Annotated in this window: 13 protein-coding genes, 1 pseudogene and 1 riboswitch; of the genes and pseudogenes, 9 read left to right on the plus strand and 5 right to left on the minus strand. The window is 34.6% G+C overall.

All coding sequences use genetic code 11. The features are described 5' to 3' along the window. Positions 1-49 precede the first annotated feature (49 nt). Positions 50-1,402: a polysaccharide pyruvyl transferase family protein gene (locus ACWNMZ_RS07630; protein ID WP_251627649.1), complete on the plus strand. Its 1,353-nt coding sequence runs from the start codon at positions 50-52 to the stop codon at positions 1,400-1,402. A gap of 207 nt (positions 1,403-1,609) precedes the next feature. Further along, entirely contained in the window at positions 1,610-2,470 is an 861-nt protein-coding gene (locus tag ACWNMZ_RS07635; protein ID WP_031540444.1) for a hypothetical protein, read from the plus strand. Between the two features lie 134 nt (positions 2,471-2,604). On the opposite strand, the gene ACWNMZ_RS07640 is transcribed toward ACWNMZ_RS07635, so the two are convergent. From ACWNMZ_RS07640 to ACWNMZ_RS07655, 4 genes are all read right to left on the minus strand, one after another. Further along, positions 2,605-4,548, minus strand: a complete 1,944-nt coding sequence (locus ACWNMZ_RS07640) for an FtsX-like permease family protein (protein ID WP_251627647.1) — start codon at positions 4,546-4,548, stop codon at positions 2,605-2,607. Beyond that, on the minus strand, positions 4,535-5,299 hold the full coding sequence (locus ACWNMZ_RS07645; protein ID WP_031540442.1) for an ABC transporter ATP-binding protein: 765 nt from the start codon (positions 5,297-5,299) through the stop codon (positions 4,535-4,537). Before ACWNMZ_RS07645 ends, ACWNMZ_RS07640 begins: the two co-directional genes overlap by 14 nt. 127 nt (positions 5,300-5,426) lie before the next feature. Beyond that, positions 5,427-6,428: a sensor histidine kinase gene (locus tag ACWNMZ_RS07650; RefSeq protein ID WP_251627646.1), complete on the minus strand. Its 1,002-nt coding sequence runs from the start codon at positions 6,426-6,428 to the stop codon at positions 5,427-5,429. Then, positions 6,425-7,114 carry a response regulator transcription factor gene (locus ACWNMZ_RS07655; RefSeq protein WP_031540440.1) on the minus strand — a complete coding sequence of 230 codons (690 nt, stop codon included), beginning with the start codon at positions 7,112-7,114 and terminating at the stop codon, positions 6,425-6,427. The genes ACWNMZ_RS07650 and ACWNMZ_RS07655 overlap by 4 nt, the downstream gene beginning before the upstream one ends. A gap of 693 nt (positions 7,115-7,807) precedes the next feature. On the opposite strand from ACWNMZ_RS07655, the pseudogene ACWNMZ_RS07660 reads away from it, so the two are divergent. The 7 genes and pseudogenes from ACWNMZ_RS07660 to ACWNMZ_RS07690 all read left to right on the plus strand — a co-directional run. Next, positions 7,808-8,128: pseudogene (locus tag ACWNMZ_RS07660) on the plus strand (methyl-accepting chemotaxis protein); the annotation flags it as partial. A 144-nt stretch (positions 8,129-8,272) separates the two neighbouring features. Then, positions 8,273-8,374, plus strand: a riboswitch (purine riboswitch). A 165-nt stretch (positions 8,375-8,539) separates the two neighbouring features. Further along, a complete protein-coding gene (locus ACWNMZ_RS07665) occupies positions 8,540-9,148 on the plus strand; it encodes a xanthine phosphoribosyltransferase (RefSeq protein WP_031540438.1) in 609 nt (202 codons plus the stop codon). Position 9,149: 1 nt separating this feature from the next. Then, on the plus strand, positions 9,150-10,457 hold the full coding sequence (locus tag ACWNMZ_RS07670) for a nucleobase:cation symporter-2 family protein (RefSeq protein ID WP_031540437.1): 1,308 nt from the start codon (positions 9,150-9,152) through the stop codon (positions 10,455-10,457). Positions 10,458-10,750: 293 nt separating this feature from the next. Next, a complete protein-coding gene (kdsA, locus tag ACWNMZ_RS07675) occupies positions 10,751-11,578 on the plus strand; it encodes a 3-deoxy-8-phosphooctulonate synthase (protein ID WP_031540436.1) in 828 nt (275 codons plus the stop codon). Positions 11,579-11,595: 17 nt separating this feature from the next. Further along, a complete protein-coding gene (locus tag ACWNMZ_RS07680) occupies positions 11,596-12,579 on the plus strand; it encodes a KpsF/GutQ family sugar-phosphate isomerase (protein ID WP_031540435.1) in 984 nt (327 codons plus the stop codon). Between the two features lie 8 nt (positions 12,580-12,587). Further along, the gene (locus tag ACWNMZ_RS07685) at positions 12,588-13,109 is read left to right on the plus strand and encodes a KdsC family phosphatase (RefSeq protein ID WP_031540434.1); all 522 of its coding nucleotides are present in this window, start codon (positions 12,588-12,590) and stop codon (positions 13,107-13,109) included. A 438-nt stretch (positions 13,110-13,547) separates the two neighbouring features. After that, positions 13,548-14,729 carry a NupC/NupG family nucleoside CNT transporter gene (locus tag ACWNMZ_RS07690; RefSeq protein WP_031540433.1) on the plus strand — a complete coding sequence of 394 codons (1,182 nt, stop codon included), beginning with the start codon at positions 13,548-13,550 and terminating at the stop codon, positions 14,727-14,729. Positions 14,730-14,785: 56 nt separating this feature from the next. Here the strand turns inward: ACWNMZ_RS07690 and ACWNMZ_RS07695 are convergent, their stop codons facing one another. Beyond that, a complete protein-coding gene (locus ACWNMZ_RS07695; RefSeq protein WP_031540432.1) occupies positions 14,786-15,376 on the minus strand; it encodes a DUF421 domain-containing protein in 591 nt (196 codons plus the stop codon). Positions 15,377-15,478 lie beyond the last annotated feature (102 nt).

A 15,478-nucleotide genomic window follows, 5' to 3' on the forward strand; every position in this document is an offset into this window, starting at 1 on the left:
AAAATAGGACAAAGGTACGATAAAAAAATGTGGTGAGGAAGAAGCGAATATGAAAAAAATATTAATAAGAGCTGGTATGTCACCCTTAGAACCATTTGATGCGGCAAAAATGATGATTGATAATACCTTTGGTGGGAATATCGGAAACCTAATCTATCAATTCAGTGTGTTTCGGACGTTGATGACTGAAGATACAATGATTACACCAGATTATTATACATATGGCCCTGAGAGAGCAGATGAAATAAACGAAAATTATGATTGCTATGTTATCCCATTAGCGGACGCTTTTCGGAATGAATTTATTCCATCCCTTAGACGATATACGAAATTAATCAATAAGTTAAAAGTCCCAGTTATTGTAATTGGCGTCGGATTAAGAGCTCCTTTTGAACCAAAGCTAAATGAAGGATTTCCATTCGATAAAGATGTGAAAAATTTTGTTCAAGCTGTTTTAAAGAAATCATCTATAATTGGCGTCCGTGGAGAAATTACAGCAAAATATCTAACTCGTTTAGGCTTTCGTGAAGGCATTGACCATGTAGTAATTGGCTGTCCTTCCATGTATACCTTTGGAAGAGAATTACATATAAGAAATACTCATATAACGAAAGAGTCAAAAATCTGTGTTAATTCTTCTCGTCGTTCCCAAAAAAAGGTCCTAGACTTTATTGCTAGAGGGATGGAAGAATATCCAAATCATTATTTTATTCCGCAATGGTTAAAAGAATTGAAATTAACGTATTTGGGAGCACCATCCATAGCAGAAGTAAGCAAAAAATATCCAATTAAAATGTCAGATCCTGTATATATGAACAATAGAGTCCGATTTTTCCTAAATGTACCTACATGGTTAGACTTTATGAAAGATGCTGATCTGAGTTTTGGAGCAAGGCTGCATGGGAATATTGCAGCAACGATTGCAGGAACCCCAAGTTTAATTATTCCTAAGGATGCTCGAATGAGGGAATTAGCTGAGTACCATCAACTAACAAAGTTAATGGCTAATAAAATAACGAGCAAGACAACCTTGTCTGGAATAATAGAGAAAAGTGACTTTCAAGCACCTACAAAGGTACACGCTATGAATTTTGATCACTTTATTGATTTTCTTAATAAGAATAAATTAGAGCATATTTATAAAGATACAAATACACCATCGATTGTTCCATTAGATCGAAAGCTGGCAGAAATTAAACTTGAACCTCCTGTGCACCCATTAAGTGGATGTAGTCTAGAGGAAATGGTAGAGCGATGGGAGCGATATTATCCATTAGAAAATAGCCCGAAAAATACAAGTACACCATCTATTACAAAAGACCATTTTAAGACAATGTTTATCGATATGATTGCAACAAAAAAGGAGAAAGTCTTCAAAAAGTTCTCAAATAATAGGCAGTAGGTAACGAAAATCACTGTGAAAATAAATATAGCTATTAGAAAGTATTTCAGCTTCCTTTCTAATAGTTATATTTAGTTATTCCACATAAAAAAGATTTTTTTATAAAACACGACGTATTCTTTACCAATAGACAAAAGATAATATATAATAGAGAAGAAGGAATTCCACTTTTTGTGGACTTGCTATATTTTTTACTAAATTGAAAGGATGATTTTTATTGTTATTCAACAGGCAGTACAAACCGAATTAATTAAAAAGTATTGGGAAATGTATGAAAGTAAGAAAGAGAGGCCGTATCTTGTAAAGCCTTCAATGCCAGTTATGTATTTTGGTAATAGTAAGAAGTATTTTGAATCCCCTATCCGCATCATTACTGTAGGTCTAAATCCGTCTAGGCGCGATTTCCCTGACCCTGACCCTTTCCAAAGGTTTCAATCAATGAAACGAGACCATCACTATCAATTCAATCAACAATATATTACTGCACTTGACCAGTATTTTGAAAAAGACCCATATAAAGCATGGTATGAGCCTTCTTTTGAACCGATTTTGAATGGATTAAATGCAAGCTTTTATGGTAATAAAGAAAATACGGCATTGCATACAGATATTTGCTCACCGCTTGCAACGAATCCTACTTGGGATAGTTTAAGCAAAGAAGCAAAGAAAGACCTTCAAGCTAGTGGCGTGAAATTATGGCATGAGCTTATCGAATACTTACAACCAGATGTTATTCTTATTTCAGCTGCAGGAGAACATCTATCAAAAATTAAATTTGAGACAGAAAGTGATTGGGAGACAGTTTATACGGTTCCTAATTCACGTTATTTAATAAATAGTAAGAAAGTAAAATTAGCGAATAAAACAGTGAATGTCTATTACGGCAGATCAGCAGAAATACCATTTGGCCAAGTTTCTCCAAGCAATAAGGTGAAGATTGGTGAATATATTAGGGTGATTGCTGAGAAGAAGGATCAGCCGATTGATTTTAGAGCATTTCACCATGCGGTTTTAGAATCGGAGCAGCGAGATAATCAACTTTTTGGCTGGAGTCAAGAAGCGAACTAATATAAAAAGGAATCAGACAGTTATGTTTGATTCCTTTTTGTATTTAGTAAAACCATTTAAAAATAAATCTTCGAAAATAGCCGGTTATTTTTTGCTCCAGTTATTGAACATTTTCTCCGCTTTCATAGCTAATACTACAAAGCATCGGCTATAATTTTTTTATAAAAAGCAACAGATAGAATCCCAAATATCGAATAGAGTACTGCATAGAGTCCCATTACGATGAACATGGGAGCCCATAATTCTGTCCCGAAGAAAAACCAGCCAGACTGAACAGCAAAATAACTATGAAGCAAGCCGACTAGTAATGGGATACCAAAGTTAAATAGCTGTTTTATTTTGATTCCATTTAATAAGTCATTCTGTGTATATCCTAATTTGCGGAGAATGGTATAAGTATATTTTTCTTCTTCTCCTTCATCCATTTGTTTAAAATAGAGAATACAACCAGACGTTATGAGAAAGGTAAGTCCAAGAAAACCGACGATAAACATTGTCAAACCCATCATTTCTTTTTGGGTTTGGATTCTATCATAGCGTGAAATAGAACTTGAATTTTCTAAAGATAGCTGTTGATAAAGTTTATTTGCAGCTGCGATTTCATGGTCCTTGTTAATATGAATTCCAATATATATATTAGATGGTGTTTGGATACTTTCATCCATATTCTTTTCTAGTAAATGAAAAACAGATGAGTCGACAATAACGGTTGGAAGTCCGCCACTAGTAAAGGTATAAGGGATAAGGAATAGATCCTTTTGTCCTACATAATTTAATGAGAGTGAGCTTCCATTGACCAAAATGGAAATAGTTCCTTTTGACTTTAGGTTTATAAACTTTTCTAATGCAGAACTATACCTAGTGAAAGCTACTTCCTCTTTTGATAAGCTCACACCCTTTACATATTCTTCGCTAATGACAGGCAATTGCATCTTGGTAGAATCTAGGGTGGATTCGCCTGGAATGTCGTTCAAGATGTCTTTTACATTGAAATCTGCTTGAATAACAGGAATTCTTTCTTCCTTATAAGCGATTTCTTGTTTATTCAGTAGCTTAGAGAATGCTTCGGCATCTTCTGAATGAGCAAAGGTGAAATCTGCTGGAACAGTTTCCTTCGCTGTTTTTTCAGCAGAATAGTAGGATATATAGCTTAAGCATAATAAGCCTATTGCTAGCGCCGATACAGATGTGATTATCGTTAATAAAATAGAGTTCGATTTCATACGAAACATAATACTAGATAAGGAAAGAACTTGATTAATATTAATGTAACCATTTTTCTTTTTGCGAATAAGGTTGAATAGAAAACTAACGGATCCCTTATAAAACAAATAGGTTCCAATTATTACAAGGGATAGAATCGAAATCATTGCCATAAATAGCATATTCATTGTTTGAAAAGAACCACTAAATAGTTTTGAAGAGATAAAATAGCCGCTAATAATAAAGACAATGCCAACAATACCAATGATTATTTCCCATACTGACATTTTCTTCACTCGTGCTTGTGTAGAAGAAGTAATACGGAATAAGGAAAGGATGGTCTGTCTTTTAATGAAAATATAATTCATTAACATAATGAAAATGTATATGATACAAAAAACTATGATTGTTTGCACAAGAGCCTCGGTAGAAAAGTGAAGCTTGGTAATGGCTGTTACACCAGTTACTTTAAATAAAATCATGACGGTTACTTTTGAAAAAGAAAATCCGATAAAAATACCAATAATGATAGATAAAAAGTATAAGATGAAATTTTCCAGTGTTAACAAACGAAAGATTCTGCTTTTCGTCATTCCAATCAATTGAAACAAGCCAATTTCTTTTCCGCGCCGTTTAATAAAAATCGTATTAGCGTAAAGGAGAAAAATCGAAACGATAGCAACTAATAATAAGGAAGCAGCTTTAATGGCAGCAGCACCTTTCACTGTGTTCCCGGCAGCATCCATTGACGGATCATATTGTAATGTCACAAAGGAAAAATACAATGAAACACTAAATACTAAGGCAAAAATATATAGATAATAGTATTTTATATTTTTTTTGAGATTACGAATGACTAGATTACTTAAAGTCATTTTGCACACCACCCAAAATTCCTTGTGTTTTGATAATATCTTGGAAAAAACGTTGTCTATCTTGATCCCCTTTATAAAGCTGTGTATAAATTTGTCCATCTTTAATGAAAACTACTCTGCTGCAATAGCTTGCAGCTACTGCATCATGTGTAACCATGAGGATTGTTGCATTTCTTGTTTGATTTAGATGGCTTAATTTATTTAATAAATCAGAAGCGGATTTCGAATCAAGCGCTCCAGTCGGTTCATCAGCAAAAATAATGTCTGGCTCATGGATGAATGCCCTTGCTGCAGACGTTCGTTGTTTTTGCCCTCCTGATATCTCGTTTGGATACTTATTCTTTATCTCGTAAATACCTAGGTCTTTTGCTAATTTATCAAAGCGTTGATGTGCCTCTTTTTGTGGTGTCTTTGTAATGGATAATGGCAAAAGAATATTTTCTTTTACTGTTAAAGTATCGAGTAAATTATAATCTTGAAAGATAAATCCTAAATGATTTTTTCGGAATTCAGCTAACTGTTTTTCCTTTAGACGTGTAATTTCTTTTTCAACAATGTGAATGGTTCCACCGGTAGCTTGGTCAATGGAAGAAAGGACGTTTAAAAGCGTAGTCTTTCCCGAACCCGATGCCCCCATAATGCTGACAAATTCAGCTTTTTGGACGCTTAAGTCTACACCTTTAAGCACTTCCTGGCGATTTGCTTTATTCCCATAACTTTTATGAACTTTTGAAGCAACTAATATGTCCATTTTTTTCACACTCCTATACATGATAGATTCATTATATAAAAGGATTTTTATACATTCCTTCGATTTGGCGAACAAATAAAAGAGGCATGTGACATTTTTGTCACGATGCCTCCCACAAACATTTTAATTAATGATGAAGTTGATCAAATGCATTGTTTTTCGGAAATGTTAGAGTCACTGTTGTTCCTTCATCTACCTTTGAATCCACCTCGATGATGATTTTTAGAGCGTCTGCAATTTTTTTGGATAGATATAATCCCATGCCTGTCGCATGATTATTTTGATGTTTAGCGGTAGAAGTGAAGCCTTTATCAAAAATTCTAGGCAAATCCTGAATGGCGATTCCAATCCCGCTATCCGCAATTTTCAAACATGTATAACCATGATGATCATAGCTTTTTAGGATAATATCTCCCTTGCTTCTATATTTCACAGCATTACTAATCAGTTGTCTCACAACAAAAGAAAGCCATTTTCCATCTGTTAGCACAGTGGTCTTTTGTAACTCGATATCAAAGCCAATCCCTTTTTGTATGCACCAAGATTGTAATGCCTTGATTTCATCGAAAAGGATATTCTCGAGATCGATACTTTCTATATATAAATCATTTTGAATAAAGGGAAACCGTTTTTGGTGGAGCTGTTGATCCAGCAAATGATGAATTCTCAGCCACTCGAACGTTAGGGATGCTTTTATTTCATGATTATCAATGGAGTCAATCAATAAACGTAATGCCGTTAACGGTGTTTTTACTTCGTGAATCCATGAAAGCAGTTCATCTTTTTCACGTTCAAGCTGTTCAAGATTTTGATTGCGCTCTTTCATTAGAATGGCAGTTTGCTGTGTAAAACTGTCCTCCATGATTTTCTCAAAAGGTGTTTTTGCTTTTGGTAAGGATGTAAGGTCTAAATCATCCTCTCGGGTAGAAAGCCCTTTATAAAAGTTTATTTCCTTTTGATATTGAAAGATTGAGAAGAGTAGAAACAAAAGCATGCTAATAAAGCAAATATAGACCATTGAATAAAAAGAGATGGTCTCATCGATACTTGCCATAAATAATTGAAACAGTTGTAGAAATAGAATAAAGATAATCCAGCTTTTTTTTTCAATTAAATATTGTTTAATCATTTTATGTCCTCTTCAATCGCCATATATCCTTGGCCAACTTTTGTTTCTATATTGCTACCAAGATGGAGCTCATCGAGTTTTTTTCGTAAACGATTTACATTTACTGTTAACGTATTGTCGCTAACGAACCGTTTATCATTCCAAAGTTCATTTATAAGATGATCTCTAGAGACGATTTTATTTTTCTGCTCTAGTAGGATTTTTAAGATGAACATTTCATTTTTCGTTAGTTCAATTTCTCCAACAGTAGAAGTTACCGTATTTTTTTCAAAATCTATTGTTGCATCGCACCATGTTTTAAGTATCGACTGCTCTAAGCTGTAATTATAAACACGACGGAGAATTGCCTGTATTTTTGCAATTAAGACATCAAAATGAAACGGTTTTTGCACAAAGTCATCTGCTCCGAGCTGCATCGACATAACCATGTCAGTTGGGTGATCTCTTGAGGATAGGAATATAATTGGCACGTTTGAATGGCCCCTTATCATTCGACACCAATGAAATCCATCATATTTAGGAAGCTGGATATCGATAAGCACTAAATCAGGTTTTATCTCCGTAAATTCCTGCATGACTCTATTGAAATCATTTATTCCAAAAGCTTCATAGGACCATTGCTCTAAGCGTTCCTTTATGGCATGAAATAATGTTTGATCATCTTCGATTAATAGTATTTTAAACATGGAAATCACCACATAATAGTTAGGTTTTAATTCTCTTTTTTGTCAATAATAAGAAGAGAACTAATATCATTATAACATGTTGCAATATATTCCAATACGAAAGAGTCGAAATCAAAAGTAAAAAATTGTGAAAATATGGTATGTTTATGGTAGTATGTTGAAGTGATTTAGAAAGATTGGAGTGCGACAACTGTGATTAAACAAGTAGAATCCTTAGAAGATATTATCCCTATAGTTCCCATTATTAAAGCAGCAATTCCTGCTGATCTCTCTATTGCAATTTGCGATAGGGACAAATTTATTGCTTATTTTCCTGGAAAGGTTATTGATTTACATATTAAACCGAATCAAGCTCTGCAGCCTGATGAACCATTAAAAGAGGCAATACGTGAAAAGAAAACGTTAAAGCAAGAGGTGCCAGCAGATTTTTACGGTTTTGAATTTATTGGAACAGCTTCTCCGATTATCAATACAAAAGGAGAAGTGATTGGCGGAATAGCTGTTCAGTTAAAAAGGCAAACAGAGATACGAAATATCGTAGATGAAATAACAAGATCTTTATCACAATCACAAGAACATATTAATAACATAGCCGATGGATCGCATTCCTTAGTGGATTTTTCCAAACTACTTTTAGAGCAATCAAATGTTGCAGAAGAAAATATAAGGAAAACGAGTGAAGTAGTTTCGATTATAAAAAAAGTGGCCGATCAGACGAATCTATTAGGATTAAATGCTGCTATTGAAGCAGCAAGAGCTGGAGAAAAGGGGAAGGGCTTTGAGGTAGTAGCGAATGAAATACGTAAATTCTCAAAAGAAACAGTCAACTTTACACAAACTATTTCTCAAACGATGGAAGAAATTAGAAGCACTACTAATGCAATCAATGAATCAATTGAAAAAATTGCGGCAATTGGTGAAAAACAAGCAGACTCGATTCAGCATACATCGGTTATTATGGAACAAATATTAGAAATGGCAAAAAAATTAAATGATTACTCAAATAAACTGTAAATAGAGTTTTGAGAATGTCGAAAAATTGTCAGAATATTAGTGCCTAATGGATGTTATAATAAAAATAGATGGAAACTTTTCCCCTTTAAAAAATTATGGTTTTCATTTCAAAGAAAATCCGTTATAATCCATTATGTTGTCAAATAATCTAACAAAATAACCACTCGTATAATAGCAGGAATATGGCCTGCAAGTTTCTACCAGATGACCGTTAATCATCTGACTACGGGTAAGCGCATAAAAATGGAGATATACTGATCTATTGCCTAAATAGAGCAGTTTATTTTGCTCGAAAAAGCACATTCGCTTACTCATAGAGTAAGCGAATGTGCTTTTTTTCGTATTAAGAGAGGACAGTCATTACGAATACTTTGGTAACACTGTCCTCTAAAAAAGGAGAGAGTCTAGTTAATGGATTTATTGAAGAAGAAAATTGAAGAAGAAGGTATTGTTTTAAGTGATCATGTATTAAAAGTAGATTCATTCATTAATCACCAAATGGACCCTCATCTGATGAAAGAGATTGGCCTTGAATTTGCTAGATTGTTTAAAGAAGCAGGAATTACTAGAATCTTAACAATAGAGTCATCTGGTATCGCACCAGCTATAATGGCAGGGCTGGCATTAGATGTTCCTGTAATTTTTGCAAGAAAAAGAAAATCCCTGACATTAACAAGTGATTTGTATACAGCAACGGTTTATTCCTTTACTAAACGAGAGTCAAATGAAATTACTGTTTCTAAAAAGTATATTCATCCAGAAGACCATGTTCTAGTAATTGATGACTTTTTGGCTAATGGACAGGCTGCTCTTGGCTTAGCGAACATTGTCGAGCAAGCTGGTGCGACTGTAAGTGGGATTGGGATATTGATCGAAAAATCATTCCAGCAAGGAGCAGAAGAGTTAATCGCAAAAGGCTATCGATTAGAGTCTTTAGCAAGAATTGCATCTTTAAAGGGTGGAAAAGTTACATTTGCTGAACAACGAATACACGAAGGCATTTATGCAGGAGGATATTAAAATGGAAAAAATGACAGCAAAAACTTGGTCTGTAGGTCTACAACATGTACTAGCGATGTATGCAGGTGCTGTGCTCGTGCCTTTAATCGTTGGTGGGGCTCTAAACTTAACATCAGAACAATTAGCATACCTTATTTCAATCGACCTATTAACTTGTGGGGTAGCGACATTGTTACAGGTTTGGAAAAACAAATTCTTTGGGATCGGTCTTCCTGTTATGTTAGGTTGTACATTTACAGCTGTTGGTCCAATGATTGCAATTGGAACTAAGCATGGAATATCCGCTATTTATGGAGCAATTATTGTTTCTGGTATTATTGTCGTTCTTATTTCATCTATTTTCAGCAAACTAGTAAAATTCTTTCCGCCAGTTGTTACTGGCTCTGTTGTTACAATCATAGGTCTTACTTTAATTCCTGTAGCCTTTAATGATATGGCTGGTGGAGAAGGTAGTGCAGATTTTGGTAACCTAAAAAATTTAGTTCTTGCTTTTGGTGTGTTAGCAATCATTATTTTACTTAATAAGTTTACAACTGGATTTATCAAAACAATCTCTATTTTACTTGGTATTATTATTGGAACCATTATTGCATCATTTATGGGGATGGTTCATTTTTCAGAGGTAGGAGAAGCAAAGTGGCTTCATGGAATTACTCCGTTTTATTTCGGGGCTCCAACCTTCGATCTTACTTCTATCATTACGATGACACTTGTTGCTATTGTGAGTTTAATTGAATCAACAGGCGTTTATCTAGCACTCGGAGATATTACAAACAAAGAGGTATCTGAAAAGGATCTAGCGAAGGGCTATCGTTCAGAAGGAGTGGCATCTGTTATTGGTGGAATATTTAATTCATTCCCTTACACTGCGTATTCGCAAAATGTTGGGCTTGTTCAGCTAACAGGTGTAAAAACGAAAAATGTCATTTATGCAGCTGGTACGATTTTAATTATTTTAGGCTTTATTCCTAAAATTGCAGCTATCACAACATTGATTCCAACTCCAGTCCTTGGGGGAGCTTCTCTTGCGATGTTTGGAATGGTAGTGTCCTATGGTATTAAAATGCTTGGAAAAGTAGACTTTAATCAACAAGGTAACTTATTAATTCTTGCATGCTCAATAGGGATGGGACTTGGTGTAACTGTCGTTCCTGATATTTTTATGAAATTCCCAGAAAGCATCCGCATTCTTTTCCAAAGTGGTATCGTGGCAGGTGGAATAACCGCGATAATATTAAATATTTTATTTAATATTATTCCAGGTTCTCGAGTCAAAACAACTCAAATGGAAGAAAAGACAATAGCTTAATTCATTTCCTAAGGCAAAGCTTTATGAAGAGAGACTTTCCTAATATAACGGAAAGTCTTTTTTTGTCAGAAAAATAACGATGTTTTAGGGGGAAATAAAAAAAGTGTGTCAGATAATGTAACAAAATCCTTTTCAAAACATCTTCTTTCATATATTATGTAAACTACACGGTATATAATTAGAAAATTCCAAAAAATATCCTTTCCCTTATCCATCTCATCTACCACATTTTGCTTATAAAACATCATTCAGAATAATTTTAAGGAAATTCATTTATAGAGGAGGTATGTACCATTACACAAAAAGTTATATTAAACGATACTATTGTCTTTGGAGGCATGGAACCCTTTGTTCTAATTGCTGGTCCCTGTGTTATGGAGGATGAGAAACTTGTTATGGAAACGGCTGAACACCTAAAGGAATTAACAACAAAGCTAAACATCCCTTTTATCTTCAAGGCATCCTATGACAAAGCAAATCGCTCTTCCATTCATTCTTTTCGAGGACCAGGTTTGGAGAAAGGTCTTGAAATGTTAGCTAAGGTAAAAGAAACATTTGATGTGCCAGTTACATCAGATATTCATGAGCGAGCCCAAGCGATTGTTGCAGCAGAAGTATTGGATGTATTGCAAATACCAGCTTTTTTATGCAGACAAACTGATTTATTGGTTGCTGCCGCAGAAACAGGAAAGATTGTGAATGTGAAAAAGGGACAGTTTTTGGCACCGTGGGATATGAAAAATGTTGTTACTAAGTTAAGAGAGAGCGGAAATGAACAGATTTTATTAACGGAACGTGGTTCCACATTTGGCTATAATAATTTAGTTGTGGATATGCGATCTCTTATAACGATGCAGGAATTAGGGGTACCAGTCGTTTTTGATGCCACACATAGTGTTCAAATACCAGGCGGCAATGGAACAACAACTGGTGGAAAAAGAGAATTTGTTCCCTATTTATCAAGAGCTGCAGCTGCAGTAGGGATTTCTTCCATATTTATGGAGGTTCATCCGAATCCTGATGAAGCAATGTCTGATGGACCAAACATGGTGAAATTAGCCGAGTTAGAGGAAGTGTTAAAGCCAATAGTGGAGATTGATGCACTGGTGAAAAATCTGTAAGAATGGGAGTGATTTATATGCAAGAAATTAATTTACCGAAATTCGATTACACAGATACATTAGCAAACGTTTTAGAAAAAGAAGCACAAGCAATATTGGATTTAAGAGATATGTTGGATAATTCAGTAGAAGATGCCATTCAACTAATTTTATCCTGTGAAGGGAAGGTAGTGGTAACGGGTATAGGAAAGTCAGGTATTATTGGTAGAAAGATACAGGCGACTTTCTCAAGCACAGGAACACCATCCTGCTATTTGCATCCATCTGAAGGGTTGCATGGAGATTTAGGGATGGTGACTTCAGATGATGTTGTACTCGCTATTTCAAATAGTGGAGAAAGTGATGAAGTACTACGATTACTTCCTTCCATAGAAACGATTGGAGCGAAGTTAATTGCTATTACGAAAAATGTATTTTCCACTTTAGCAATGAAGGCTGATGTAGCTCTATGTCTAGGGGAGTTTGAAGAAGCATGTCCGTTAGGCTTAGCACCAACAACAAGCACAACTGTAACCCTTGCCTTAGGCGATGCTATTGCTATTGCGTTATTAGAAGCACGAAAGTTTAGACCAGAGGATTTTGCACTTTATCATCCAAATGGTTCTTTGGGTAGGAAATTATTATTAAAGGTCGACGATATTATTTTTCATACGAGGAAAAACCCTATTGTCCGAGAAGGAGACAAAGTGAAAGATGCCTTATTTGCGATGACAGATCAAGGTTTAGGAGCAGCATCGATTGTGAATGAAAACGATCAATTAATAGGGGTTCTTACAGATGGAGATATCCGTAGAGCCTTTGCCCTCTCGATGGATGTCATGAATGAAAATGTCGAAAATTTAATCTCTGCTCCGTCGATTGTAATTGAAAGAGGTGCTTTAGCTGCTGAAGCCCTGCAATTAATGGAGGAGAAAGAAATAACCGTACTCCCAATTGTGGATCCCTATAATAAACCAGTTGGAATGCTCCATCTCCATGATTTAATGAAGTTAGGCATTTAAGTAATTACATGGCGATTAAGTTAATTGTATTAGACGTGGATGGAGTATTAACAGATGGGAGACTGTATATTGGTTCAGACGGAACGGAGTATAAAGCTTTTCATACCCAGGACGGAATGGGGATTAGTCTAGCTAAACAAGTAGGGATAAAGACTGCTATTATAACGGGCAGGAAGTCTGAAGCAGTTAGAAAAAGAGCAGAAGAGTTAAAATTTGACTATGTTTTTGAAGGAATTCATGATAAGTTGATAACACTTCAGAAGATAATCGATGAAATAGGAATAGGGTTTGAGGAAGTATGCTATATGGGTGATGATCTCAACGATATTCCTATTTTAACAAAGGTAGGATGGCCATGTGCTCCCAAAAATGCGATTGATTTTGTGAAAAATCAAGTCGCATTTGTAGCTGAATCAAATGGAGGAGATGGTGCAGTTCGAGAAATGATCGATTCTCTTCTCCTGCAAAAGTATAGTCAAGAAGAAATAGTTCAGCTTTTTTTATCAAAAAAAGCAAAGATAACACAATAGTAAGGATTGGAAAGTGCGAAAGTACTTTAAAATAGTGTCCTTTTACACAGTGTGAATAATGCATATGAAACTGCAAAGCAAGAAAAGGAAAATATTCATTAAAGAATAAGAAGTAGAATATATAATAGGATAAAAGGAAGCAATTTTAGGGAGTACTTTCTAAAATTGCTTCCTTTTATTTCTGTGATTTTTGGAAAAGAATTTTGAATCGTAGAAATTAAATATATTTAGATAATTTTTTGAAAGGTTTTAATTTTATTAATTTAACCTGATATTCAATTAAAGGATGACAATGGCCTAAATATAAGGTAACATCTAAAACTGTATATCGTTTTTAATGTATTAACAATGCTTATCGAAAACATATTAACTATATTGAGATAGTTTTATGTTAAGGAGAAAGGCTTGTTTTTGTTTCTTATTTAGGAGGAATTTTCTATGTCGATTTTAGTTGGGATATTAGGTATCATCGTAACGATAGCAATTGCCTTTTTACTATCAAATGATAAAAAAAGGATTAATTTCAGAGCTATCCTCGTATTATTTGTGCTTGAATTTATTGTTGCACTAATAATGTTTAAAACTACTGTAGGACTAAAAATAGTTGAAGCTACATCCAATGGAGTTTCCAAAGTTCTTAACTATGGGAATGAAGGTGTTAGTTTTGTTACAGGTGGATTAGTTCCAGAAGGTGGAAGTGTATTTTTTATAAATGTACTGATGCTTATCATTTTCACTTCTACTTTATTATCTTTATTAACCCACATAAAAGTTTTGCCGCTAGCGATTAAATATATTGGTGGGGCATTGGCGAAAATTACTGGGTTATCAAAGGTAGTTACATTTAATAGCATTAACTCTATCTTCTTTGGTCAATCTGAATCACTTATTGCGATTAAAACACACTTAGATTCTATGAATGCCAATAAGCTATTCATTGTTTGTACATCTGCTATGGCATCTGTATCTGCATCCATTATGGGAGCATATATGGAAATGATTCCTCCGCAATATGTACTTGCTGCTATGATTTTAAATGCATTATCTGCATTAATAATTGCAACATTAGTTGCTCCTATTTCAAAAGATGAAGATGAGACAATTAACATTAAAGATGTTTCCAACACCAATTCTGTATTTGGAGCAATCTCAGCAGGAGCTTTAGATGGTGGACGCGTTGCTTTAATTGTTGCCGCTATGCTAGTTGCTTATGTAGGTTTACTAGCTTTAATTGATGGTTTCTTTACAAGTATTTTCGGAATCGGATTTACTGGATTATTAGGATATGTATTTGCGCCGGTTGCTTGGATAATGGGGATACCTGTCAGTGAAATTGTAACTGCTGGATCTGTAATGGGTACGAAATTAGCTGCAAATGAATTTGTAGCAATGCTGCAATTCCAGCCAATGATTGGGGAGTTATCAGAGAAAACAGTAGGAATTGTCTCTACATTCCTTGTATCTTTTGCAAACTTCTCTAGTATTGGGATTATTGCTGGATCGATACAAGCGATTAATGCGAAAAAAGCAGATATCGTTGCAAAATTCGGTTTGAAAATGTTATTAACAGCAACACTTGCTTCTACTTTAACAGCGACAATTGTTGGGTTGTTTTTATAATAACAAAAAAGGGACTGTCCGAAAGTCATGTTACAGACTTTTGGAGTCCCTTTTATTTATTGAAGCCACTTAGGATTATGCTGATCCTGCTCATTTATTTCGCTGAAGATATTGTTTCCATTACTCATGGTCCGAGTAGGATTAGGATTTTGTGGATTCGAAAAATACGTATGCATTATTTTTTGAAATTCTCCAACTGTTAGAGGCTTGGCGTTCTCCATATATTCAAACCCTAATTGACCATTAGGCTCGATTGTCGCATGTTTTATGTCCTCTATTTTACTGATACCATTGTTTCTTAAACGCATTTCTAATTGATCTACTGTCAATCTTAACTTTTTTAGCACTTTACTATTTATTTGTCCGTTATTAATCACTACTTTTGATTTACCTGTTATAAACTTTTCAAATCGATTTGATCTAAGCTGTAAGAACTCTAAAAGGAGTATAGTGACAACAAAAATACCCGCACTAATAATAGCTTTAAAAGTACTTTTTTCGACAATCGGTTGAACAATAATGGTTCCTAAAGAAATCATAATAACCGTTTGAGCTAGTGTCATTTGAGAAATGGATTTTCTACCAGCCAAACGGAGTAGCAATATTCCGGAAAGTATAAGTATGATTGACTGCCATATATAAGACAAAGATAACACCATCCTATTTTTAAGATAAAGATAGTTTAGCCTTGACTTCAATAATTATCCTAGAAATACTTAGGTTGTTTGCTTTCGGTTACTTTGATTTTT

Source organism: Niallia sp. Marseille-Q9988, assembly GCF_976954375.1.